This is a genomic window from Thermosporothrix hazakensis (genome assembly GCF_003253565.1).
GTDB classification, from domain to species: Bacteria; Chloroflexota; Ktedonobacteria; order Ktedonobacterales; family Ktedonobacteraceae; genus Thermosporothrix; species Thermosporothrix hazakensis.
In genome coordinates this window covers 260,093-282,899 of the sequence record NZ_QKUF01000002.1, presented here as the reverse complement: position 1 = coordinate 282,899, position 22,807 = coordinate 260,093, and the positions used below count along the sequence as shown (strand labels likewise).

The window sequence follows — 22,807 nt, the reverse complement described above, 5'->3', positions numbered from 1 at the left end:
ACGGGCACGGTTGTTGTCAACCAGAAGAAAGCAAGATGTATGCGTGTTGTTTATACATCTCAAGACCCGAAGGATCTCACTCAGATGTGAAAGGAGAACACCGTAATGACATTCGATATTATCCGAGCATGGAAAGATACCGAGTATCGAGAGAGCCTGACGCCAGAACAGCTCGCCTCCTTACCCGCAAGTCCTATCGGCGGAGTAAGAGAGCTGGCGGAAGAGGAGCTGCACGAAGTCTCTGGCGGCACTATCTTCATCGGCGTCGGCGGTTGGGGTGGCACCTGGTGGGGTGGCGGCTGGTGGGGCGGCGGCGGCGGCTGGTGGGGTGGTGGTTGTGGCTGTGGCGGCTGTGACTGGGGCTGCTAATTACTATCAGTCTTATCGAGGAGGAGAAATGACGTTCGATATCATCCGAGCGTGGAAAGACACCGAGTATCGCGCCAGCCTCTCACCTGAAGAGTTAGCTCAGTTGCCCGCGAATCCGATTGGCGATGTGAGGGAATTAGCAGAAGAGGAACTGCACGAAGTTGCAGGTGGAACCCTCTTCATCGGAATCGGTGGTTGGGGCGGCGGCCCCTGGTGGGGTGGCGGTCCCTGGTGGGGCGGTGGCCCCTGGTGGGGCGGCGGCCCCTGGTGGGGTGGCGGTCCCTGGTGGGGCGGCGGCTGCGGCTGCTAAGAGAAAGCCTTTACTGTGGTTGTGGAGGTTACGCTGCATACCTCGGGGTTGCAGCATCTCGAATGCCTTGAAAGAGTTCACTTGTTCCGAAAGGAGTACAACATGAAACTTGACGTTATCCGCGCATGGAAAGATGCAGACTATCGTGCAGATCTCTCTCCGGAAGCCCTGGCTGCCCTGCCGGAGAATCCGGTTGGTGAGGCGAAAGAGCTGACAGAAGAGGAATTGCATGAAGTAGTCGGCGGTAGCAGTAGCTACTGGAGCAGCCATTCTCACTATAGTTCCAGTTACTGTAGCTGCGATTCGTGGGACGGCTGGGACTATTGGTGGTAGGAAACCAGGATAAAATGCAGGGATGCATTTCTTCCATTGGCTGACTCCCGCAGGTTATTAGATGCCCATTTGTTCAAGAAAGGAGCAAAAAAGTGAGGTTCGATGTTATTCGTGCATGGAAAGATGCAGACTATCGTGCAAGCCTGTCACCGGAAGAGCAGGCTGCATTACCCGAGAATCCTATAGGTGATGCCAAAGAGCTGTCTGATGACGAGCTGGATGAGGTCACTGGTAACGGCTTCATCTGGATCGGCGGTGGCTGGTGTGGTGGCGGTCGTTATTACCACCGCTCCTGTCACTGTTGTTATGACCATTGGTATCGCTGGGATGATTGGGGGTGTGATTGGGATTGCTAGCAAGCATTCTACGGTTGGGGTGTCTGAGGGCACCTCAACTCCCTCTTTTCCATCGAAGAAAGAAGCGAGGTTTTTGTTTCGTATGAGTGAAAGTGTGATTCAACCGCCGCAGTCAAAGGTGCAGCAGAGCCGTGAATGTCCGACCTGGGCGCAGGCATACCTGTTAGAAGAACGTTTACCCCTCCCCCAAAACCGGTCGCTCCCCGACTCCCCGGAAGCACAGAAGCGAGCGCTCCGCCGCCTGCAAGCCTGGAAAACAACTCGCCCTTTTGACCGTGATTCTTATTTTACACAATGGCTGGCGCAACACCACATCTCCGAAGATGAGTTCCTCTATCTCCTTGCAGAGCCTGTAGAGGAGCTCTATAAGCGGAGTGAGACCGAACCGCAATGGCTGCATGACCTGCTTGAGGTGCTGGATACGGTCCCGGCAACCGAGCGTGTGAGCCAGTGGTCACAGGAAATCGCGGCCCTCTATCCACCTGCCGGATTGCTGCTCGGTCTCAATCCGCTGCTGGAGTACGGTTTGAGGCAGATTGAAGCGGTTGTCGAGAACGAGCTGCGTCCGCGCTATGCGGCCCTGCCCTTCGATCCCGAAGGTATGTTACGCTCCTTTTTCCGCTCAGTCTCGGAGCGCCTGTTTGCGCAGTTCAATAAAGTCTTCGTGCTGGAAATGCATGTAGAGCGCATGCAGGGCCTGTTGAAGGGCGCAACCGCCGAGGAGCGCTACGCCGATTTTATTCGTCGCCTCAGCACACGAGAGCGCCTGCTGACGCTGCTTGAAGAGTATCCGGTGCTTGCCCGTTTGATGTTGGTGACGCTTCAACAGCAGTCACGCTATATCGGGGAATTCCTGAATCATTTGTGCAAGGACTGGGAGCAGATCTGTGCGACCTTTACTCCGGGGCGCGATCCAGGCAAGTTGATGCGGCTACAGATCGGCGCGGGCGACATGCACCGGGAGGGACGAAGCGTTTTAAAACTCGAATTCTCGACCGATTTTAAGCTGATCTATAAGCCGAAATCGCTGGCGGTTGACGAGCACTTTCAGCAACTGCTTGAGTGGTTCAACGAGCGGGGAGCTTCTCCCGCATTTCGTTCCTTCACTATTCTCGATCGTGGCTCCTATGGCTGGACCGAGTTTATGCAGGCCGGTCCCTGTGCTTCCGAGGCAGAGATACAGCGCTTCTATGAGCGGCAGGGTGGCTTCCTTGCGCTGCTCTACAGCCTGACCGCGACCGATTTCCATGCGGAGAACGTGATTGCCGTTGGCGAGCACCCGATGCTGATTGATCTGGAAGCGCTCTTCAGGCCGGTCGTGCAGGGAGAGTTTAGCGATGCATCGGGCAATGATCGCACCCTGTACTCGGTGTTGAACGTGGGCCTGTTGCCCAATCGCACCTGGTCAACTAAGAATTCAATCGGTGTTGATATCAGCGGGCTTGGCACGCCCGAGGGTCAGCTTTCGCCTCGGCCTATTGTCACCTGGGAGGGAGCTGGAACCGATCAGATGCGCGTGGTGCATCAGCGGGTCGAGATGCCCGGTAGTCAGAATCGTCCCTCGCTGAACGGTGGTAAGCCGGTCGATGCGCTGGCGTATCGTGACGCGATCCTGAGAGGCTTCACGCGGATGTATCAGTTGCTCTGTTCGTTGCGCGAAGAGCTGATTACTGCATGGTTGCCGCGGTTCGCGAACGATACTATTCGGGTGCTGCTTCGTCAGACCGAGACGTATGCACGCTTGCTGGCTGAAAGCTATCATCCTGACCTGCTTCGGGATGCGCTGGTGCGTGAGCGCTACTTCGCGCGACTCTGGCTGGAAGCCGAGTTACGTCCCGAACTGTTGCATGTGATTCCGGCGGAACGACGTGATCTGTTTCGGAGTGACGTGCCAATGTTCACAACAACGCCCGCGAGCCGGAGCATCTTTTCGGCGGATGGCGAGGAGTTCCCGAACTTCTTTGAAGATACGGCGCTCTCGCTGGTGCGGCAGCATCTGGAGCACATGGGTGAGCGGGATCTGCACAAGCAAAGCTGGATTGTGCGGGCCTCGCTGGCGACGCTGCACATGGCCTCTGAACATATGCTCGGGGTGCCATTTGCCGAGCCCGAACAGCAACGGCAGATTGAGCCGGAGCGTTTGCTCGAGCTGAGCAACGAGCTTGCTGAGCGAATCTGTGAGCTGGTAATCTGCGGCAAGGATCAGGCGCACTGGCTGAATATCAGTATGCTTGGTGAGGGCGTCTGGAACGTGGTGCCGTCTGATATCGGTCTGTATGATGGCCTCAGCGGCGTCGCGCTCTATCTCGGCTATCTGGGCGCGCTGACAGGCAATGAGCGCTATACCGAGATGGCAGAACTGGCAATCGGGATGATGCACCGTCAGCTTGAGCATGGGCGAAAGTATCTGCGCCTGCTCGGTCTGGGAGCATTCAACGGGCTTGGCTCGCCGATCTACCTGTATGCCCATCTGGGTATGCTCTGGAATGAGCCGAAGCTGTTCCAGGAGGCTCTTGAACTTGCGGCGCTGCTTCCCCAGATCCTTGAGAAGGAAGATCAGGCCGATCTGACGAACGGGATTGCAGGCACGCTGATGACGCTGTACGCGCTCAACGCGGTTGTGTCGGAGCCTGCTTTGCGTGACCTCGCGGTACAGTGTGGTGAGCGGCTGCTGACGCTGGCTCAGCCACAGGATCAGGGGATTGGCTGGCTGACACGCGGGCATTCGAGACCCTTGAGCGGCTTTGCACATGGAACGGCTGGAATTGCACTCAGTCTGCTGAAGCTGGCCGCCTGGAGCGGAGAGTCCCGTTTTGCTGAAGCGGCTCAGGAGGCGCTTGCATATGAGCGAAGCCTGTTTGTGCCGCAGCGACAGAACTGGGCAGATGTGCGCGATATGGCAAACGGGCAGCGTGATGAACCCACCTGTATGGTTGCCTGGTGTCATGGCGCTCCGGGAATCGGCCTGGGACGCATGGCGATGCTGGCGTACAGCAATGATGTGCAGCTTCAACAAGAGATCGAGGCGGCAATCCAGACGACGAGCAGAGAGGGGATGAACTTCAATCACTCGCTCTGTCATGGGGCGATAGGGAACGTCGAGCTGCTGCTGATGGCCGCTCAGCAGTTCCGTGAGCCTCGCTATCGGAAGATACTGGACCGCGCTGTTGCCCGTATTCTCGCCAATATGGAGGCGCTTGGGCCGCTCACGGGAGTGCCGCAGGGTATCGAGACGCCAGGCCTGATGACCGGGCTTGCCGGGATCGGCTATGGCCTGTTGCGCCTTGCCAGAACAGAACAGATCCCTTCGGTATTGCTGCTTGAACCTCCAATGGCTGCGCGTACGGTATGATGCAGGTTCTGCCGAGGTAACCTGCCAGGTGAGGCGACCTTCGGGTTGCCTCGCTTTTTTCTGTCCGGACGCGTATACGAAGAACTGGTGAGAACCCTTGAAAGGAGGTGTTTGTGCGACTTGAATCGCTTCTCCAGGTGCTCAATGAGAGACAGCGGCGAACCTTCAGGCTGAAAACCCGCTATCAACAGGGAGCCTATGCCCTGGTCGATGCCGCTGGTGATGCATTTGTGCTGAAGTGGTACGCAACACGTGACCGCCTTGTACAGGTGCTTGCTCGACGCGAATTGCTTGAACGGTTGCGGTCAACGGGCTATCCGGTTCCTGCGTATGAGGTCTGGGGGGAGACAGATGAGGGCGCATATCTGATACAGCGAGCGCTTCCCGGAGCCCCATCAGCGACCTTAACGGCAGCGCAGCTACTCAGTTTGCTGGAATTGAACACGTTGCAGGTTGGTCGTGCTCCTGAAGGGGCGCGCGATTGGCCTCGGGAGGTTGTGCAGACGGTGCTCTTTGGTGGGCAGGGCTATTGTGAGCATGCTTCTTTATTGCACCACTTGGAGGAAACCGCTGCTCTGCTGAGACAGCTCCAGCGGCTTGTCAGGCAACATCAGGGCGCTATTTCTACTCCCGTGAAAAACGATATTGTGCATTTTGACTTTCACCCGGCCTTGAGATCAGTGGCGTGATCGACTGGGATGGTGCCTGTATCGGAGATGCGGCGTTTGATCTGGTCACGTTGCTCTTCTTTCTCTATGATGATGAGCGGCTCCGGGCGCTGCTGTGGCGGGTGCTGCTTGAGCGTTTATCGGTCCCGGCGCTCAGCGTCTATGTGGCGCATATGATTCTGCGTCAGGTTGATTGGTCGATTCGCTTCTATGATCGGCTGACAGTGGAGCGCTTTCTACATCGAGGGTACGCCATTCTGTCGACGTTGACGTACACGTACACGTAATCGTATACGTACACGTAAAGAGAAGAAAAGAAGTACCGGCGGATGTACTGGCCCAAATAGTGCTATCATATAAGAGGATGTTGGGCCCGATTCGTCAGGTTCAACGAATCTCACATGAAAGGGAAGAACAACAATGTATATTGCAGTGAATAAGATCCCTGTGCCTGCCGGGCATGAGCAGGCGGTTGCGGAGGGCTTTAAGAAGGCGCTGCCGGGCATGAAGCGCTTCAGTGGCTTCCTGGGTCTGGAATTGTGGAAGTCCCCTGATGGCAGCATTCAGGCGGTCTCGCGCTGGACTACAAAAGAGGCTCTCGACGAATATCTGAATGATGAGCTCTTCAAGCGGCATCACGAAGGGACCGAGTCGAAAGGCCACGGCCACGATCTGGTCTCCTACTATGAATGCGAAGTGCTTGCATAAAGCGTCGGCGGGCCGGGCGCTTGCTCGGCCTGCTTTTTTGTACCCGCTATGCTTGTGTAGTCGGGCTGTCGGTATGCGGCTTTTTTGAGGAGACAGGAAATGAAGTACTCGATGCAGCCGAGAGAAACAGAGTATAAGGGGAATAGCTTTCGGAGCCGTCTGGAGGCGCGTTGGGCTCTGTTCTTTGATCTGGTGGGGATTCGCTATCGCTACGAGATGGGCGGTTTTACGCTGAAGAATGGTATGCTCTACAAGCCTGATTTCTGGCTGCCTGATTATGAAATCTGGGTGGAGATCAAGCCGGATAAGCCAAAGCCGAAGGAGAAGCTGAAGGCCCGGCTGCTGGCTGAAGAAAGCCGCTCCCCTGTCTATATCTTTGCCGGTAATGTCGGAGCTTACGTGATCTATGATGCCTATCAGAGCCGGCGACTGATGCTACACGAGTGTGAGTTTTGTGGTGCGCTGCTGTTTGTGGCACCAGAGCAACCTGTGACGCATTATCGCGATGCGCACCAGCGCGAGGTTTTTGCTGACGCAGATTGGCGCCCCACGGAAAAATTGATGCGGGCCTATGTAGAGGCCCGTTCAACCCGGTTTGAACATTTTGAATCTCTCTCATAATTGAGAAATTCAGCTTTTCTCCCATTGACAAAGCGTTTGTTTTTATGGTACATAATAGAGAGAGAAAGATGACTAAGTCAATCAACAATATCAACAATCTGATACTGCGGGCACGCTCACTTCTGCTTACGGATTTTTTCTGGTTATTTCATCGATAACTGGCTTTTGGCGCTGTAGCGTTTCTTGGGGAAGGCATTGCTCTTGTGTGTGACGGCACAAGGTGGCAATGCCTTCTTATTTTTGGGTAGCAGTTCCTCGGGAAAAACGAGACGGGGTTATCTTGACGAAGTGCTTAGGTTGTGCTAATATCCGAGTGCAACAGTAGGGTTTAGGTGGAAGTCAGCACGAAGCTGCTGGTTCTCCTGTAAGCCTGCCTGTAGGGCCTGTTGATACATGTAGTGGGAGAGAGTTGCAGGGAGAACAGGACGGTGCGTCATGGGCAACTCTCTCATGTTCTGAAAGAGAATGCTCTATGACCGGTTGTACTCTTGAATGTACCTGTCAAGCGGTGCCGTGAAGTGAGGAAAGAGCATGGGACAGGCTGCATGCAATGGACGTACGACATGTAGTGAACGCATAGAACATCGAAATTTTGTTATCTGGGAGAATGGCATGTTAGAACGTGTTGCGACAAAACAGATACGGAGACGCTCTCGCCTGGGCGCGGGATTGCTGTTGTTGCTGCTTTTTACTGTGGTGTTGAGCGCCTGTGGAGGACAGAGTGCTTCAACCAATACGAACAAGACCGCGAATGATGATGGCGGTACACGTGTCATCAAGCATGCAATGGGAGAGACGAAGGTTCCGGCGCATCCGAAGCGTGTGGTTGTGCTGGACACGGGCGAGCTGGACGCCGCTATTTCGCTGGGTATCAAGCCGGTTGGCGCTGTGACATCCCCGCAATCAAAAGATCAGACCTTCCTTTCCTATCTGGGTGATCAGACAAAAGGTATTACCAGCGTGGGCACGCTTTCTCAGCCAAACCTTGAGAAGATTATGTCCCTGAACCCCGATCTTATTTTGAGCAACAAGTTCCGCCACGAGAAGCTGTACGATCAGCTTTCACAGATCGCGCCAACCGTCTTCTCGGAGAACGTCGGCCCAACCTGGAAAGAGAACCTCAAGCTCTTCGCCGACGCTTTGAACCGCATGGATGAGTACAACAAGCTGATGGATGCCTACAATAAGCGTCTGGCTGATTTCAAGCAGAAGATGGGCGATAAGCTTGAGAAGACGCATGTGTCGGTGGTGCGTACAATGCCCGACCGTGTGCGTCTGTATCTCAATGGCGTTTTCCTGGGTATTGTGCTAAAAGATGCCGGACTTCCACGGACAAAGATTCAGGACAGCCCCAAAAAGTTTATCGAGATGACCTCATTTGAGCGTATCAAAGATATGGATGGCGATGTGATCTTCACCATGCATTATGGCAGTGATCAGAAGCTCAAGGAACTGACCAGCCAGCCACAGTGGAAAGAGCTCAACGCCGTGAAGAACGGACGTGTGTATGAGGTCTCTGACGACATCTGGGCGCTTGGCATGAGCATGGGTGCAGCGAATAAGATTATTGACGATCTGTACACCTATCTGGTGAAGTAGCCTGTTCGGAATGAAAGCGCGGCTTCTGCCTTCGGGCGGGGCCGCTTTTTTGTTGAGAGTCGTATTCCTCTATTTCTATGTGCTCGCTTGTGGCTTCTTCCCTTCGGTATACTGATAATCGGTATTCCTCATAGTAAGCTACTTGAAGGCTCTGTTTAAGGGCCAGACAAGGAGGGAAGAGATGACACAATCGCAGATCCCGGGGTATACGTATGGAACTGGCACCGTGTTGCGGTCGCCCGTGAGCTTGCAGGACTTTCAGGAGATGAAAGCGGCAGCCATGTTCACCGATGAGGACATACGCTATCTCAAAATGTCGTATGACGTACTGTCCGATCAGGTTGAGGCAATTCTTGATGTCTGGTATAACTTCTTTGCTGCACAGCCACAGTTGCGTCATGCCTTTGATCAGAAGGGGACGGGCAAGCCAGAACCCAAGTATCTCGCCGCGGTGCGTAAGCGTTTTGGACGCTGGATTCTCGATACCGCCCGCGCTGAGTACGATCAGGAGTGGCTTGACTATCAATATGAGATCGGGCGGCGTCACTGCAAAGAAGCCAAGAACGAGACAGACCACGTCGATGCGGTGGAGTATGTCAGTTTTCGCTATCTGATTCCGACCGTATACCCGATCGTTTCAACGCTCAAGCCGTTTCTGGCGCGCAAGGGTCACTCCCCTGCCGACGTTGAGAAAATGTATGAGGCGTGGATGAAATCGGTATTGTTACAGGTCGCATTATGGAGCTATCCCTATGTGAAGGATGGCGAATACTAGGCTACAGAAAGCCGTTCCCCTGGCCGAAAAACGGGGGAACGGCTGTTGTATGTAGCGAGATACCTTAGCGAGGCGGTTGATAGGGCGGCTGGTTTGGATGAGAGACAGGCGGATATTGAGGCTTCTTTTTTCCCCCGATGACACCTCCAAGCAGGCCGAAAAGCGAGCCAAACAACAGGGCAATGACCGCGGTGATGAGTAGCCCGACAGCTATGTTGATGAGGAGTTGTGTGGTGATCCCGCTCGGGATATTTGAAAGCAGCGGTAGCGTCTGCGTGAAGAAGAAAAAGAGCGTAATAAGAAGGCTTATCAGGAAATAGACTATGCCCGTACAAAGTCCGGTCAGCAGTCCGGTGCTTGTTTTCTGCGTTCTGCCTGAAGCCAGAATGGCAGCGACAAATGCGCCAATGAAGATCAGCACAAGATCGACGCCTGCATTGACCATTTGCCCCATAAAGCTGCTCAGTGCAGCCGACCGACTGAGCTCGATTGTGAGAAGAAGGGGACCGATGATGCGCTGAAGCACATCAGAGACGATCGCTGTGACAAGGCCCGCGATACTCCCACATAGCAGGATGATGCCCGCTGAGCCTGTTTTCTGCGGTGGCTGATACATATTACCTCCCTGTAGAAAAAGTACGTAGCCAGTATACCCTATTTTGGTAAGGTGAAGAAAGAGTGCGGCACGCGTGCGAAGAGGGGGAAATGCGCTGGCAAGGATCAGCGGCGTGCGAAAAAACGGCTATGAGAGAGTGAGGATATATTGACAGATTTAAAATGATCGGGGTAGGATAACGAAATAGCGGGCCGATTCCCGTCGGCTTTGCTTCATTCCGATATGCAGCGAAAAGCAAAGAACAGGGACTGAGCATATGATTCGTAAAGTAACCAGCGGGACGATTTTCCCGCGTGAAGATGGAAAAATGATAGACGAACATTTTGGCGTAATCAGCACCAGGCAGGATGATTTCAGCCTGGCTCATATGATCGCTCCGGCGGGATGGCGGGAGCCTGCCCAGATCGCGGCTTTTGATGAGCTGGTGATTGTGGTGCGTGGTGTGCTGGCGATCAGCGCCGAGGGCGAGCAGATAGAGGTTGCTCCGGGTGAAACCTGTCTGGTTGGTGAGGGAACATTAGTTACCTATAGCAACGCGAAGGCCGATGAGGAGTGTGAATACTGGTCACTGTGCATACCCGCGTTTCGACCGGAGCGCACGCAATTGATCGATGAGTAAAGCGAAGCGTTGCCTGCTTGTATTCTGAGCGGCAGGCACTGTGAGGAGCGGAGGATGCAATCACTTGTCGAGGTGGTAGCACATCATGCGCAACAGCAGCCGGAACGCCTGGCCCTTTTCTTTCATGACCGTGTCATCACGTATGCGCAGCTCTTTCAGGAGAGCGCTCATTTTGCGCGAGGTTTGAGCGCTCTGGGCTTAGAGCCGGGGGATAGGGTTGCCCTGTTCCTTGAAACCTGTCCTGAATTCGTGGTGGCATATCTTGGAACGCACCTTGCGGGCGGAATCGTTGTGCTGGTGAACACCCAGTATCGCCAGCGCGAGTTGAGTCACATTCTGAATGATGCCGGGGTCCGCTTCTGCGTGACGAACGAGACGGGAGAGGAAGCGCTTCGGAGCCTCTCTGTCCCGACGCTCAGTCAGGTGATTCGCATTGATACCGATGCGCTGCCACATGGAACTGCATCGCTGACGCTGCCGACCGCTGAGGCGCCTGCTGTGATTGGCTATACCTCGGGAACGACCGGGCGTGCGAAAGGGGCGCTGCTCTGTCAGCGCAACCTGCTGGCGAACGTACAGGCGGTAACAACGGCCTGGCAGTGGTCAGAGCGTGATCGCCTGTTGCTGGCGCTGCCGTTATTTCATGCGCATGGTCTGATGGTTGGCATTCATGGAACGCTGTATACCGGTGCCAGCGCGGTGCTCTATCGCTCGTTTCGGGCCGCCGAGATCCTCGACAGGCTGGAACAGGATGAGAGCATCACGATGTTCTTCGGGGTGCCGACCATGTATAGTCGCCTGCTTGCGGAGGCAAGACAGCGCGGACGCGTGCCGCACCCGTTACGGTTGTATGTGTCTGGCTCGGCCCCGTTGAGCGCGCAGCTTTTCACCGAGTTCGAGCAGCTTTTTGGGCAGCGTATCCTTGAGCGCTACGGCATGACCGAAACGATTATGAACCTGACGAACCCCTACTATGGCGAACGACGTGCTGGAACCGTCGGGAAGCCCTTTCCCGGCCAGGAGGCTCGCATTGTTGATATGAAAACCCGTGCCGTGCTCCCTCCCGGAGAGATTGGTGAGATTGAGGTGCGCGGGCCACATGTGTTTGTCGGGTACTGGAACCTTCCCGAGGCGACCGCAGAGGTGTTGAGCGCGGATGGCTGGTTTAAGACAGGTGATCTGGGCTGGTGCAGTGCCGATGGCTACTATACGATTACCGGGCGCGCTCGTGAGCTGATTATCAGCGGTGGCTATAATATTTATCCCCGTGAGGTAGAAGAGGTGCTGGCGACGCACCCGGCAATTGCAGAAGTGGCCGTTTTTGGCGTCCCTGATCCCGATATGGGTGAGCAGGTAGTAGCCGCTGTGGTACCGAAGCCAGGCGCAACGATCGATGAAGCCGCCATTATTGCCTTCTGCCGTGAACAGCTTGCCAGTTATAAGAAGCCGCGTCAGGTAGTATGTGTTGCCGAGTTGCCCCGTAATGCCCTGGGAAAAGTGCAAAAACATCTGCTTGCGGCGCAATGGAAGGAGCGCTAAAGCAGCTTGAGGTGTGCTTTGATAGGTATTGTGATAATGGGTGAACAGGAATGATGAAAGGTCGCAAGCATCTCTGGTGGTTGCTGTCGGGGCTGCTCGTGCTTCTCGCTGTAGCTATTGTGGCGGTGAATCTGCTTCAGTGGTTGCTCGCTCCCACCATGATTGTGCAGTATCAGGCGAGTGATGCCGTCATTCCGAATCCCGAACGAGGCCTGTATCATGTTCTGTACGGGTATTATCCTGGTCATGCAGATGTAGGCATTGATGAAGAGGAATTGAAGGAAGTACAGGCGAAGGAAGCAATAACGCTTGTTCAGCTCAACTATGTGCTCTCCGATTTTATCAAGCAGCCCCTCTCGGAAGCCTTTTTGCAGGGCGTCCAGCATGATTTAGAGACGGTGCGGCACGCCGGGTTCAAGGCCATATTGCGTTTTCAGTATAATAATGGCGAACACTGGAACGAAGGGAAAGTTGATCCTGACGCGCCGAAAGAACGCATTCTGGAGCACCTTGACCAGTTGAAGGATGCTCTTCAGCAAAACAGCGACGTGCTTGCCTTTGTGGAAGCTGGCTTTATTGGTGTGTGGGGTGAATGGCATAACAGCACCAATGGCCTGTTCGACTCGATTGGCAACGTGAATGAAAGCTCGAAGGCTGTGCTGATGAAGTGGCTTGAGGTGCTACCTGAGGATCGTATGGTGCTCTTGCGAAGCTTCCGCCATAAACAGGATGTGTTCGGTAACCAACCGCTGACCGGCGAGCAGGCGTTTAGTGGTCAACCTCGGGCACGTGTGGGGACCCACAACGATTGCTTTCTTGCCTCAAAGGATGATTTCGGGACCTACTGGCCTGATGACGACGATAGCCTGAGAAAGCAGAAAGAATACCTGCACAACGAGAATCTCTATGTTCCTCAGTCAGGAGAGACCTGTAATGCGGGAGAAGAGGCTACACCCTATATCGCCTGCGATAACGCACTGAAAGAGTTTGCCTACCAGCATTGGAGCGCCCTCAATGGCGGCTATGAGCCCGGTGTGCTGAAACGCTGGCAGGAACAGGGGTGCTTCTCTGAGATTCAGCGGCGGCTCGGGTATCGCTTCACGCTGACGCAGGCAGAGATCCCCAAGCAAGCGGACAAGGGCAAAACCCTGACGCTGCATATCAGCTTGAAGAATGACGGTTGGGCCAGCCCGTATAATCCGCGCAAGGTAGAATTGCTTCTGCGCCATACGGGAACCGGTGTCAAGTATACCTTTCCGTTGCAGGAGGACCCTCGGCGCTGGTTTCCGGGCGAGCAACAGCAGCTTCAGATCAAGGTGCAGCTTCCCGGGCAGATGGAGGCCGGCGATTATGCGGTATTGTTGAATCTGCCAGATCCGCGCCCGACGCTGCACGATCTCCCCGCCTACTCGATTCAGCTCGCCAATTCAGATACCTGGGAGCCTGCGACTGGTTATAATTCACTCCATGCCAATGTGCATATTCAAGCCTGAAAGTAAAAAAAGCCGGGTCAGCAAAAAGGCTTTGCTGGCCCGGGTGCACAGAATGGAGATTGTTTGCTTAGAAGACCGGAAGAACCGCCCCCTGATACTTCTCCTCGATAAACTTCTTGACCTCTGGTGTGGTCAGGAGTTTGGCAAGCTTTTGAACGCGCGGATCGTTCTCATGCCCCTTGAGCACCGTCAGTACGTTTGCATACGGGTTGTTCGCGGCTTTTTCCAGCACCAGCGCATCCTTGTTCGGTTTCATGCCGCTGGAGAGCGCGAAGTTCATATTGATGATAGAGAATGTTGTATCATCCAGTGAGCGCGGGAGCTGTGCGGCTTCCAGCTCTTTGATCTGAATGTTTTTCGGGTTGGTGGCGATATCGCGTACGGTGACATCGAGCTTCTGCGGGTCTTTCAGCGTAATGAAGCCGTTATCAGCAAGCAGGTGAAGGGCGCGACCGCCGTTTGTCACATCGTTTGGAATCGCAACCACAGCCCCATTACCGACCTCGTTCAGCGACTTGATCTTTTTTGAGTAGATGCCCAGAGGCGAAATAAAGACCTTCGTCACAGCAGTCATCTCAATGCCGCGCTTCTTGCCGAAGTCCTCCATGTAGGGGACGTGCTGGAAGAAGTTCGCGTCAAGCTGGCCGTCTTTGAGCGCCAGATTTGGCTGCACGTAGTCCGAGAACTCGACTATTTGAAGATCCAGCCCCTCTTTTGCTGCAAGGTTATCCTTAATATACTTGAGAATTTCGGCATGTGGTGTGACCGAAGCTCCGACCTTGAGAGGTCCATTGCTCTGAGCGCTACTTCCACCACAGGCCGCCAGAAGAAGCGAGAGGATCAGCAGCGGAAGAGCCCAATATGACAGGAAAGATAATTTCACGATGCGCATAAATGCCTCTCTTGTAAAGCATGAATTGAAGCTACAGAAAAAATCGGCGCGCCGTTATCCAGCTATACTTGAAAATTATGATACAATAAGAAGGCTAGCTCAGATGAACCGCCTTCTGCCGGGTATCCGAAAAAGGGATTATGGCCGCTTGCTTCTGGGCTAATCTTAACAATCTTTATCAACTTTGTCAACATTATCGAGAAGAGAGGGAAACAAGCGGCTGGAGTCGCGCTATGAGAGGAGTTGTCCCTGCTGTATCGGACAAAGAAGCCAAAGCAGAGCGCCTGCACCGATACGCTGAGGTGCGGTGGAGTGCAGACACAAGCCTCTCCCTTCAGTGGGTGGTCATTGACTCGTTTCAGTGTGGATGCTCTTCTTCTTGCACAGGGCGTTGCACCGTTTTCTTCATATAGAACCTCTCGTTGAAGCCCACTTGCTTTTGAAAGAGAAGTTGCTTCTTCTTTTTGAAGAGCACAAAGCCAAGCTTTTCATACAGCCTGACTGCTTTCGTATTCGTATCTACCACCTCAAGCGTATATTCTGTATACGGGAGTGTGTGGATCAGGTGTTGAATGAGCTGAGAGGCGATGCCCTTGCCTCTTGCTTCCTGATGCGTGACCACATCTTCGATATACGCCTGATGCGCTTCGATTGGAATCGGCTTCTGTCCGAGCGTGAAGGAGACCATCAGCCCCTTGAAGAAACCAAGCTCCTGCTGAAGCGCGTGCCTGTTGAGTTGCAGCGCCGAGCTGTGCTGTGTTGAGTAGGCGAGCATGCCCAGAACCCTGTTTTCAAGCAGATAGACATAGACCTGCTCGCTGACAAAGGCATCCCGGAAGGCATTGCACAGGCTTCTTCTGTCGGGGGTAAGTGCACTGAGATGTTGATAGAAGCCATCGACGAAGAGCTGCACTACCTGCTGTTTGTGGCTGGTATCGAGTCGTGAGAGTTGTTCAATTGTTCCCTCGTTCATGAATAGTATCCTCTCTGGTGGGTCTGAATACATGCGGCAAGTGCTTTGCTAGAGTGTAAGAAGGAGTATTGATATATCTGATACGGTGAAAGACGGGAATGAAGAAAGCAGTATCTTTTTTAAGAGTATAATCGGCATTTCTTTGTCCTGTCAAGCAAGAGGAGAATGAGCAGGAAAGAAACCGGGTGCTGTCCTGTTTTTTTTGGGACGTAAAAAGCTGGCTTCGAGCCTGAGATAAAAACACAATTTTGTCCATATTAAAAATTGATTTTCTTTGAGTGTTGTTATGTTTTTATGGTGTAATGATTGTTGACAAAGAAAATCGAGAAATGCTATAGTAATGCCCGAAGAACCGAAAACGTGAGTGCACGATTCCGGGTTTTGCCGGGGAGTAGAGATGAAGCATTCCACCAAGCAAACATATATCCTTTTATCAGTGCTGGCGGCGCTGGTGACGATGGGCGTCAAATTTACCGGGTTCCTGGTGACGGGCTCGGTCGGCCTCTTTTCCGATGCGGCGGAATCGGTCGTCAACTTGATTGCGGCGCTGGTGGCATTGTGGGCCCTTGCGTTGGCGGCCCGGCCCGCTGACAAAGATCATGCCTATGGTCATACCAAAGCGGAATACTTTTCCAGCGGTGTTGAGGGCGCATTGATTCTGGTCGCTGCTCTGATGATCATTATAGAGGCAATCCCGCGCCTGATGCATCCGCAGCCATTAGAGAATGTGGGTTTTGGCCTGCTGTTTTCGGTCATCGGGGCGCTGGTGAATGGTGGTCTGGCCTGGGTGATGTGGCGAGCCGGGAAGCGCATGCGTTCAATCGCGTTGCAGGCTGATGCGCGCCACCTCTTCACCGACGTGCTGACAACTGTGGGCGTGCTGGTAGGTGTGATCCTGGTTCCGTTGACTGGCTGGCTGATACTGGACCCATTGATAGCGATTGTGGTGGCGATCAATATTGTGCTGGCGAGTATCGGACTCTTGCGCGAGACGGCGCTTGGCCTGCTGGATACGGCGCTTCCAGCGGAGGATCAACGCCAGATCCAGGAGATTCTAGAACGCTATCAGAAACAGGGACTGGCTTTCCACGCGTTGCGCACACGGCGCTCAGGAGCGCGGCGCTTTGTCTCGTTTCATGTGCTGGTTCCGGGAAGCTGGACGGTTGCCGAGGGTCATACTGCCTGCGAAGAGATCGAGCACGAGCTGCGAGAGGCGCTGCCTGAAAGCACCATCTTCACGCATCTGGAGCCCTATGATGACCCTGTTTCCTGGGCCGATCAGGAGCTTGATCGCTTGCCTGAGCCAGTCTCGCAGCAGAAAAGCGACTCCTAAAATGCTGGTGTGCTGATCCTCTTTTTCTACGGAGCAAAGAAAAAGCTCGCTGATCTCTGTGCGTACACGTAGATCTCATATGGTATACTTTCTGATATGCCAACGTGTTCGGCCAGATTCAGACAAGAGCTGAGGAGCATTGATGCCCCCCTGTTGTTATGGTTGTAAGAAACAAAAAGAAAGAGCCTCCCATATTGCTTCTATGACGCCTGTTACATTGGCTGCGGAAAAGCCATTTCTTGCCTCTTTTCCCTTATGCTCTACTACAAGGAGGTCATCTTGTAGAGGTCTCGATGGTTCCCTGTGCTTCTGAGAGGAGACGCACGGCGTTATTGCTGCTGGCTGGTGGCTTATCGACTTCGTAGAAGTGAGGATTTGAGAATGCGTATTTTGCTTGTAACCGACCAATACCCACCAATGGTAGGAGGTGTGCCCGCGACAACCCATAAACTGGCTGTTGATCTTGTCAGGCGTGGTCATCATGTCTGCGTGATTGCTCCTGGCTATTGTGTGCGTGATGCATATCGGGTAGAAGATGGGGTGCACGTCTATCGCTTTGCCTCTTTTGAATGGCCGACCTATAAAGATCAGCGCATTGTCTTTACGCCCTTTCGGCGCTTCTATAAGATCATCAAGGAGATGAATCCTGATGTGGTGCATGTGCATTCGCCGGTCGTTCTGGGGAATATCGCGCAGTTGCTTGCTCATCCACTTGGTTTGCCGGTGATAGCAACGAACCACTTTCTCCCCATTAATATGAGCCGTTCACTGGCGACGCATCCCCTTTTTGGGAAGCCATTCAGTAAGATTGTCTACTCCTATCTGGTCTTTTTTTATAACTTCTGTGATTATGTCACAGCCCCTACGCGTACCGCGCTCAATCTTCTGTACGATCATGGTTTACGCATTCCTGCTACCCCTATTTCTAATGGGATCGATATGCAGAAGTTTGGTCCCGGACAGCGCGACCCTCAGCTTTTGCAGCGTCTGGGTCTACCTGCTGATCGACCGATAGCGCTGCATGTCAACCGCCTCTTCCACGAAAAGAAGGTCGATGTGCTGGTTGACGCGATCGCGAAGCTGAAGACGAACGCGCACGTTGCCATTGTGGGCACCGGTCCGGCGGAGGCCGAGCTGCGTGAGCAGGCTGCCCGCTTGAATCTTGGAGATAAGGTGAGCTTCCTCGGCTTCGTGAGCGATGAGGATCTATTACCCTTACGTCGTTCCGCAGATCTGTTTGTGATCCCTTCCGAAGCCGATTTGCAGAGTATCTCGACGTTGGAGGCAATGGCCTGCGGTCTGCCTGTGATTGCTGCGAATTCGTATGCGCTGGCGGAACTGGTCGATCATGGGACAAATGGCTTTCTGTTTGCGCCGGGCAACAGCACCGAGCTGGCGCAGCATATGGATACCCTGCTGTCGAATCCATCCCTGTGTGTGGAGATGGGTCAGCGGAGCCTGCAAAAAGTGCAGGTGCATGACCGCGAGCGTGTGCTTGAGACCTGGGAAAATCTCTATCGTCGTCTCTCGATCGAGTTTCAGGAGGCGAAGGCAGATCGGCAGCAGATGCGGCTGGCGCGTCAGGAGTTCTGGCTTTCGCTCTTTCGAGGGAAGTCGGCTTTAGAACGAAAGATGCAAGAGCAGGAGAAGTAAAGGTTTTTCTGTGCATTACAGGCTGTGAAAACCGGGACAATACGTTGTAGAAAGAAGGCAGCCTGTTATTTCTTCTTCCGGTGAACATGCAGGAATATGAGATTCGTGCTGACTATGATGCACGTTCGATTGTAGTGTATCAGGCATACAGTAAGGTGATTGCGCTTCCAGCCTTAGCGCATCACCGTTTTGTGCCTCCATTTTCGTTGCACAGAATGACCTGGATCAAGCCCTCGTTTCTCTGGCTGATGGAACGAAGCAACTGGGGGCTGAAGTCGGGGCAGGAAATGATCCTCGCGGTTCGTATCACGCGGCAGGGGTGGGAGGAAGCGCTTTCGCAGGCTGTGTTGACGACGTATGAGCCGCGTGTCTATCACAGGTATGATGACTGGGAACAGCAATTCCAGCATGCTTCAGTATATGTCCAGTGGGACCCCGAGCGGACGATACAGGGGAAAAGCCTCGCCTGCAAGAGTATTCAGGTTGGGCTGAGCCGCCACATTATCGAGCGCTATGTCCAGAATTGGACGCTTGCTATAGATGATTATACTCCTCGTGTGCGGAAGATCTACGCCCTGTTGCAGCAGGGACAGATGCGCAAGGCGAAAGATCTGCTCCCCCGAGAACGTGTCTACCCCGTGAGTGCCTCTCTTGCCCGTCGTCTGGGGATGGCTCGCTGACTCCCGGCCCTTTATTTCAAGCGAAAAAGGAATCATACGATCTTTACTCCTTCTTTTAGAATGCGTCTGTTGTGAAAAAGTAGAAAATTTCCGATCGGTGTTCTACAATGAGAGAAATAAACACAATACTAAAGGAGGTAGTTGAGAGATACATGGATGGCAAGATGCTTGCATATCGCATGCTTGATTGGCAGCAGCCCCCACAGGTGGTCGAAATTGATGTGCCGAGGCCGGGCCCGGGTGAGGTGCTGGTGAAGGTTGCCGGAAACGGTCTGTGTCACTCTGATATCGGCATGATGCAGATTCCGCAAGTGTATGGTGAAATGATTGGTTGGCGCGTGCCCTTCACGCTCGGCCACGAGGTCGGTGGCTGGATTGAAGAAATAGGAGAGGGCGTCGAGGGGTTCTTTATTGGTGATCCGGTTGCGCTGATCTCGCCGCATTCCTGTGGTACCTGTGAGTACTGCCTGCGCGGACAGGATGAGGCCTGTGTGCAAAGCGCGTATGGCCGTGGGTATGGGCGTGATGGTGGCCTGGCGCAATATGTGATCGCACGCGCTCCTCGCGACCTGATTAAATTGAAGACACTCGATCCAAAAGTTGCGGCACCCCTGACCGACGCGGGTGCAACCTCCTATCATGCTGTGAAGCGCGTGCTGCCGAAGCTGATTCCTGGCTCGACCGCCGTGGTGATTGGTGCGGGAGGCCTGGGAAGCTTCGCAATTCAGTTGTTGCGGGTGCTCAGCCCGGCTCGTGTGATTGCCATAGATACCAATCAAGGCCGGCTGGATTTTGCTCGTGAGCTTGGCGCGCATGATGTGCTGACCGGTGTCACCGAAACGACCGTGAAAGAGCTTCAGGAACTCACGAACGGGCGTGGTGTTGATGTGGTGCTTGATTTCGTGGGCATTGACGCGACCATTGCAGCCGGAATAGCGATAGTGCGAAAGCTTGGCGCGTTTGCGCTGGTTGGCGCGGGTGGTGGCACCCTCCAGCAGCCATGGTTTAACGCCCTGCCGAAGGGGGCGGAAATCTTCTGTTTCCAGGGCTCGTCAATCGCGGATGCGCATGAGGTGATCGCGCTCGCCGAGGCGGGCCTGATTCGTAGTGAGATTGATATCTATCCTTTTAGCCGGATTGAAGAAGCCTATAAAGCTCTCGATCAGGGGATGTTGCGTGGTCGCGCTGTGGTCACCCCGAACGAGTAAGCAGCCAGACAGGGAAGCCTTGCTTCCCTGTCCGTTCCCTTTTATGCGGGCATGCCTTCCTGTATCCAGCGTTCCAGGAGCTCGATGCGCTCCTGAGGCCACTCCTCGTCACAGGGCATAGATCCATCTTTGATGCGCTCAAGAATATTGTCTGCGTTTGCGCGTACATCGTCATAATTCCAGAGGTCAAAGACGAAATCCATGGCATCTCTATCATCTTCACGGAACAATGGCTTGATATCGTGCTCAAAACTGACCATGATAGAACTCCTCTAGATGACAAACATGATATTGATGCTCCTGCCCTTTAGTGTACTCTTTTGAGGCGGAAAAAGCTATAGGGGGGACCAGATGGTGAGGAGAGAGGGTTTGGCCCGTGTCGCTGCTTTGGAGGGGAGATGAAGCAGAGGTGTGGGCTCCTTCTGGTTTTATAAAGCGAGACGCTGTCAGGCTTCATAAAGGTGGGGCGCCTCCACAACCTCCGTTCCATGCTCCATTGATACTGCACTAGAAATACTCGCTGAAGCATTATAGCAGTGGTTGTCAAGGGCCGTTCGTTCGGCGGCAAATGTGTGGACACGACGGTACCAGATAAAAATCTTAATGAAATTTTAATAGCTTTTCCCGAGATCTCTGTTATACTGAGTGCGTTCCACAAAGCAACGAGTACTATTTGCTAAAACACAACAAGTCAGGTTGTGTATCGAAGCCATCCGTCCAGGCAGTCGGATGGCTTTTTTCTTTTATCTGGCACTTTTGTCAATAGGAGCTTTTTATGAGATGAAATGGTCAGGAAAGGGGCAGAATTATTGACAACAAAGAGAAGATGCGAGTATAGTTATATATCTGTTATATGTCGATTCTATATCTGTTATGTGTTGAGTTATGTAACAGGGAGCTGGCATGTGGTGGGTGTGCATTTGTTCATTGGATCACAGAACAGAGTACATGTCGAATTGGCAATATATACTCAGGGCGGGAGATACTCATTTCTGGCTATTGGTGTCTCTGATACAGTAAGGCCCTGCACAGGGATTTTGCTCCAGCGCCTATCTTTTTGTTGAAAGGACGTATGCAGGTATGGCACAGACTGCGTTTTCTCAGGATATACTCATAGCTGCCCCACCGCAGAAGGTGCGTTCCTTTTTTGCCCGGATGGAAAACTTGCCTCTTATTCATCCTCTGATCCTGAACGTTCAATATGTGAAAACGACCTGCACGGAGGATCAGGTACCGGTTCAGCACTATCGGGTACGCGATAGGATGCGGCTTGGTCCTTTGCTGCTGACCTTTACCTATCGTGTGCAGATGCTGGAAAATGCAGAGGGAGATCTTGTTTTTGAAACGTTTCAGTCCCCACGTATCTATCTTTTTAACACCACACGCTTTCTTCCCCATCCATCAGGTACCCGGGTTACAGAACAGGTCGATATTGATGCGCCCAGGCTGCTGCTTCAGGTGGTGAGAGATCAAGGGAAACAGGCTCACTGGCAGATGCTGGCAAATATGAAAAGGGTTCTTGAGACCGGGAACGGTACCGAACAGAAGAGCGCTGAGTAGCTGTCGGTTACAAGAAGAAGATAACGGCGACATATCCAGCACGAACATTCGCTCGCGAAGAAATACTAACTGGAAAAGGTAAGGATGCCGCTATGAAGACTTCTGAACAGAAAATCCCTTCGCAAGTACCGGGACGTACGAACTGGTGGTTGCGTTTAACAAGTTCAGGTTGGGACAAGCCACAGGATACAATTGCGCGCCGTGAATTGACACGCAGAAGCCGCCTGACCTCGTGGATTCTGCTTGGATCGCTGGTTGCGCTGTTGCTCTTTATTCCTGCAATGGCCCGTGATGTGCCCTCTGCGATTCTGGTTGTTGTCGCGTTCCTCTTCCTGCTTCTGGTTGCTGTGTGTAATCGGATGGGTCAGGTGTTGATTGCCGGTTCGATGCTGGTTGCCTTGATGTGTCTGGCAACGCTAGGTGTTGTGCTGATGGCTCCTGGTGGGCAGATCACCCTTGTCTATCTGCCTGCCTATGATTTTATGGTGGTTGCGGTCGTGGTGGGGGCCTCGCTGCTTCCGCGCTGGGCTGCTTTTATTATTGGTGCGATCAATATTATCCTTATTTATGCGGATCTCATCTTGCAGCCAAAGGCAGCAGATTTGCAGCAGGCCATTGATCTGTATGGGCTTGCGGTGCTGGCTGGCCGTCCGGTGGCGCTGCACGTGCTGGTAGCCGTGGTAGCCTTTCTCTGGGTGCGTGGCATGGATGAGGCGGTTCGGCGCGCTGATCGGGCTGAAGACCTGCGCATGCTGGAGCACGAGATGAAGCAAGCTGAAGCGCGCCGGGCAGAGGAAATCGAGGTGTTTGTTCAGAGCACCATTCGTGCCTTACGTTTTCTGGCAAATGGGCAGGAAGGGCTTGTGATGCTGCCTCCGGGACATCCCTTGCAGGAACAGGCCACGTTCTTAAACGCTCAATTGAAGCAGTTCTATCTTTTGAAGCAAGAGAGCAAGGGCCCCCATCGACAGGTCATGCTGGCGGCAGAACTGCTGTTACGCCGTTTACGCGCTATCGGTATGCAACAAATGTCGGTGAATGCGCTTGATCCGCGTCATTTCTCAACGCATGTCACAATCATCGATGAGCTGGCAAGCGCTATCTATATCCTGCTGACAGAGCGAGCACGCATCTGACAGAAATGCCTCTG

The 22,807-nt window shown here is 53.6% G+C and carries 24 protein-coding genes; 20 read left to right on the top strand and 4 right to left on the bottom strand.

Features of this window, described 5'->3' with window-relative positions; translation table 11 throughout:
- Positions 1 to 105 precede the first annotated feature (105 nt).
- From EI42_RS06490 to EI42_RS06440, 11 genes are all read left to right on the top strand, one after another.
- The gene (locus EI42_RS06490; protein WP_111320058.1) at positions 106 to 369 is read left to right on the top strand and encodes a mersacidin/lichenicidin family type 2 lantibiotic; all 264 of its coding nucleotides are present in this window, start codon (positions 106 to 108) and stop codon (positions 367 to 369) included.
- A 28-nt stretch (positions 370 to 397) separates the two neighbouring features.
- The gene (locus tag EI42_RS06485; RefSeq protein WP_111320056.1) at positions 398 to 679 is read left to right on the top strand and encodes a mersacidin/lichenicidin family type 2 lantibiotic; all 282 of its coding nucleotides are present in this window, start codon (positions 398 to 400) and stop codon (positions 677 to 679) included.
- Positions 680 to 781: 102 nt separating this feature from the next.
- The gene (locus EI42_RS06480; protein ID WP_111320054.1) at positions 782 to 1,012 is read left to right on the top strand and encodes a mersacidin/lichenicidin family type 2 lantibiotic; all 231 of its coding nucleotides are present in this window, start codon (positions 782 to 784) and stop codon (positions 1,010 to 1,012) included.
- A gap of 92 nt (positions 1,013 to 1,104) precedes the next feature.
- A complete protein-coding gene (locus tag EI42_RS06475) occupies positions 1,105 to 1,368 on the top strand; it encodes a mersacidin/lichenicidin family type 2 lantibiotic (protein WP_111320052.1) in 264 nt (87 codons plus the stop codon).
- An 82-nt stretch (positions 1,369 to 1,450) separates the two neighbouring features.
- Positions 1,451 to 4,720, top strand: a complete 3,270-nt coding sequence (locus EI42_RS06470) for a type 2 lanthipeptide synthetase LanM family protein (protein ID WP_170142411.1) — start codon at positions 1,451 to 1,453, stop codon at positions 4,718 to 4,720.
- 113 nt (positions 4,721 to 4,833) lie between these two features.
- Complete coding sequence (locus EI42_RS06465; protein WP_111320048.1) at positions 4,834 to 5,409, top strand: protein kinase family protein; 576 nt, start codon at positions 4,834 to 4,836, stop codon at positions 5,407 to 5,409.
- Entirely contained in the window at positions 5,406 to 5,675 is a 270-nt protein-coding gene (locus EI42_RS06460) for a hypothetical protein (protein WP_170142410.1), read from the top strand. Before EI42_RS06465 ends, EI42_RS06460 begins: the two co-directional genes overlap by 4 nt.
- Before the next feature lie 133 nt (positions 5,676 to 5,808).
- Positions 5,809 to 6,096: an antibiotic biosynthesis monooxygenase family protein gene (locus tag EI42_RS06455; protein ID WP_111320044.1), complete on the top strand. Its 288-nt coding sequence runs from the start codon at positions 5,809 to 5,811 to the stop codon at positions 6,094 to 6,096.
- Between the two features lie 99 nt (positions 6,097 to 6,195).
- On the top strand, positions 6,196 to 6,717 hold the full coding sequence (locus tag EI42_RS06450) for a hypothetical protein (RefSeq protein ID WP_111320043.1): 522 nt from the start codon (positions 6,196 to 6,198) through the stop codon (positions 6,715 to 6,717).
- Between the two features lie 612 nt (positions 6,718 to 7,329).
- Positions 7,330 to 8,316 carry an ABC transporter substrate-binding protein gene (locus EI42_RS06445; RefSeq protein WP_111320150.1) on the top strand — a complete coding sequence of 329 codons (987 nt, stop codon included), beginning with the start codon at positions 7,330 to 7,332 and terminating at the stop codon, positions 8,314 to 8,316.
- Positions 8,317 to 8,497: 181 nt separating this feature from the next.
- Positions 8,498 to 9,091 carry a protoglobin domain-containing protein gene (locus EI42_RS06440; RefSeq protein ID WP_111320041.1) on the top strand — a complete coding sequence of 198 codons (594 nt, stop codon included), beginning with the start codon at positions 8,498 to 8,500 and terminating at the stop codon, positions 9,089 to 9,091.
- A gap of 64 nt (positions 9,092 to 9,155) precedes the next feature.
- Here the strand turns inward: EI42_RS06440 and EI42_RS06435 are convergent, their stop codons facing one another.
- The gene (locus EI42_RS06435) at positions 9,156 to 9,707 is read right to left on the bottom strand and encodes a hypothetical protein (protein ID WP_111320039.1); all 552 of its coding nucleotides are present in this window, start codon (positions 9,705 to 9,707) and stop codon (positions 9,156 to 9,158) included.
- 256 nt (positions 9,708 to 9,963) lie between these two features.
- On the opposite strand from EI42_RS06435, the gene EI42_RS06430 reads away from it, so the two are divergent.
- From EI42_RS06430 to EI42_RS06420, 3 genes are read left to right on the top strand one after another with little or no spacing between them, the layout of a single operon-like run.
- The gene (locus tag EI42_RS06430) at positions 9,964 to 10,326 is read left to right on the top strand and encodes a cupin domain-containing protein (protein ID WP_111320037.1); all 363 of its coding nucleotides are present in this window, start codon (positions 9,964 to 9,966) and stop codon (positions 10,324 to 10,326) included.
- 54 nt (positions 10,327 to 10,380) lie between these two features.
- Positions 10,381 to 11,865: a class I adenylate-forming enzyme family protein gene (locus EI42_RS06425; RefSeq protein ID WP_111320035.1), complete on the top strand. Its 1,485-nt coding sequence runs from the start codon at positions 10,381 to 10,383 to the stop codon at positions 11,863 to 11,865.
- A 50-nt stretch (positions 11,866 to 11,915) separates the two neighbouring features.
- A complete protein-coding gene (locus EI42_RS06420) occupies positions 11,916 to 13,358 on the top strand; it encodes a DUF4832 domain-containing protein (protein WP_111320033.1) in 1,443 nt (480 codons plus the stop codon).
- Positions 13,359 to 13,425: 67 nt separating this feature from the next.
- Here EI42_RS06420 and EI42_RS06415 read toward each other — a convergent pair whose 3' ends face one another.
- Together EI42_RS06415 and EI42_RS06405 are read right to left on the bottom strand one after the other, a co-directional pair.
- Complete coding sequence (locus EI42_RS06415) at positions 13,426 to 14,241, bottom strand: MetQ/NlpA family ABC transporter substrate-binding protein (RefSeq protein WP_211326053.1); 816 nt, start codon at positions 14,239 to 14,241, stop codon at positions 13,426 to 13,428.
- A 367-nt stretch (positions 14,242 to 14,608) separates the two neighbouring features.
- Positions 14,609 to 15,223, bottom strand: coding sequence for a GNAT family N-acetyltransferase (locus EI42_RS06405; RefSeq protein ID WP_170142409.1), 615 nt, complete (start codon positions 15,221 to 15,223; stop codon positions 14,609 to 14,611).
- Between the two features lie 397 nt (positions 15,224 to 15,620).
- Between EI42_RS06405 and EI42_RS06400 the strand changes: the two genes are divergently transcribed.
- The 4 genes from EI42_RS06400 (at position 15,621) to EI42_RS06385 (ending at position 20,097) form a co-directional block, all read left to right on the top strand.
- Positions 15,621 to 16,556: a cation diffusion facilitator family transporter gene (locus tag EI42_RS06400; RefSeq protein WP_111320025.1), complete on the top strand. Its 936-nt coding sequence runs from the start codon at positions 15,621 to 15,623 to the stop codon at positions 16,554 to 16,556.
- Positions 16,557 to 16,937: 381 nt separating this feature from the next.
- Positions 16,938 to 18,209: a glycosyltransferase gene (locus tag EI42_RS06395; RefSeq protein WP_111320023.1), complete on the top strand. Its 1,272-nt coding sequence runs from the start codon at positions 16,938 to 16,940 to the stop codon at positions 18,207 to 18,209.
- A gap of 86 nt (positions 18,210 to 18,295) precedes the next feature.
- On the top strand, positions 18,296 to 18,889 hold the full coding sequence (locus EI42_RS06390) for a DUF4291 domain-containing protein (protein ID WP_111320021.1): 594 nt from the start codon (positions 18,296 to 18,298) through the stop codon (positions 18,887 to 18,889).
- Positions 18,890 to 19,041: 152 nt separating this feature from the next.
- Entirely contained in the window at positions 19,042 to 20,097 is a 1,056-nt protein-coding gene (locus EI42_RS06385; RefSeq protein ID WP_211326052.1) for an NAD(P)-dependent alcohol dehydrogenase, read from the top strand.
- 41 nt (positions 20,098 to 20,138) lie between these two features.
- Here EI42_RS06385 and EI42_RS06380 read toward each other — a convergent pair whose 3' ends face one another.
- Entirely contained in the window at positions 20,139 to 20,357 is a 219-nt protein-coding gene (locus EI42_RS06380) for a hypothetical protein (protein WP_111320019.1), read from the bottom strand.
- A gap of 820 nt (positions 20,358 to 21,177) precedes the next feature.
- Here EI42_RS06380 and EI42_RS06375 point away from each other — a divergent pair.
- Positions 21,178 to 21,657, top strand: coding sequence for an SRPBCC family protein (locus EI42_RS06375; protein ID WP_111320017.1), 480 nt, complete (start codon positions 21,178 to 21,180; stop codon positions 21,655 to 21,657).
- A 92-nt stretch (positions 21,658 to 21,749) separates the two neighbouring features.
- Positions 21,750 to 22,793 carry a hypothetical protein gene (locus EI42_RS06370; protein WP_111320015.1) on the top strand — a complete coding sequence of 348 codons (1,044 nt, stop codon included), beginning with the start codon at positions 21,750 to 21,752 and terminating at the stop codon, positions 22,791 to 22,793.
- The last annotated feature ends 14 nt before the right edge of the window (positions 22,794 to 22,807 follow it).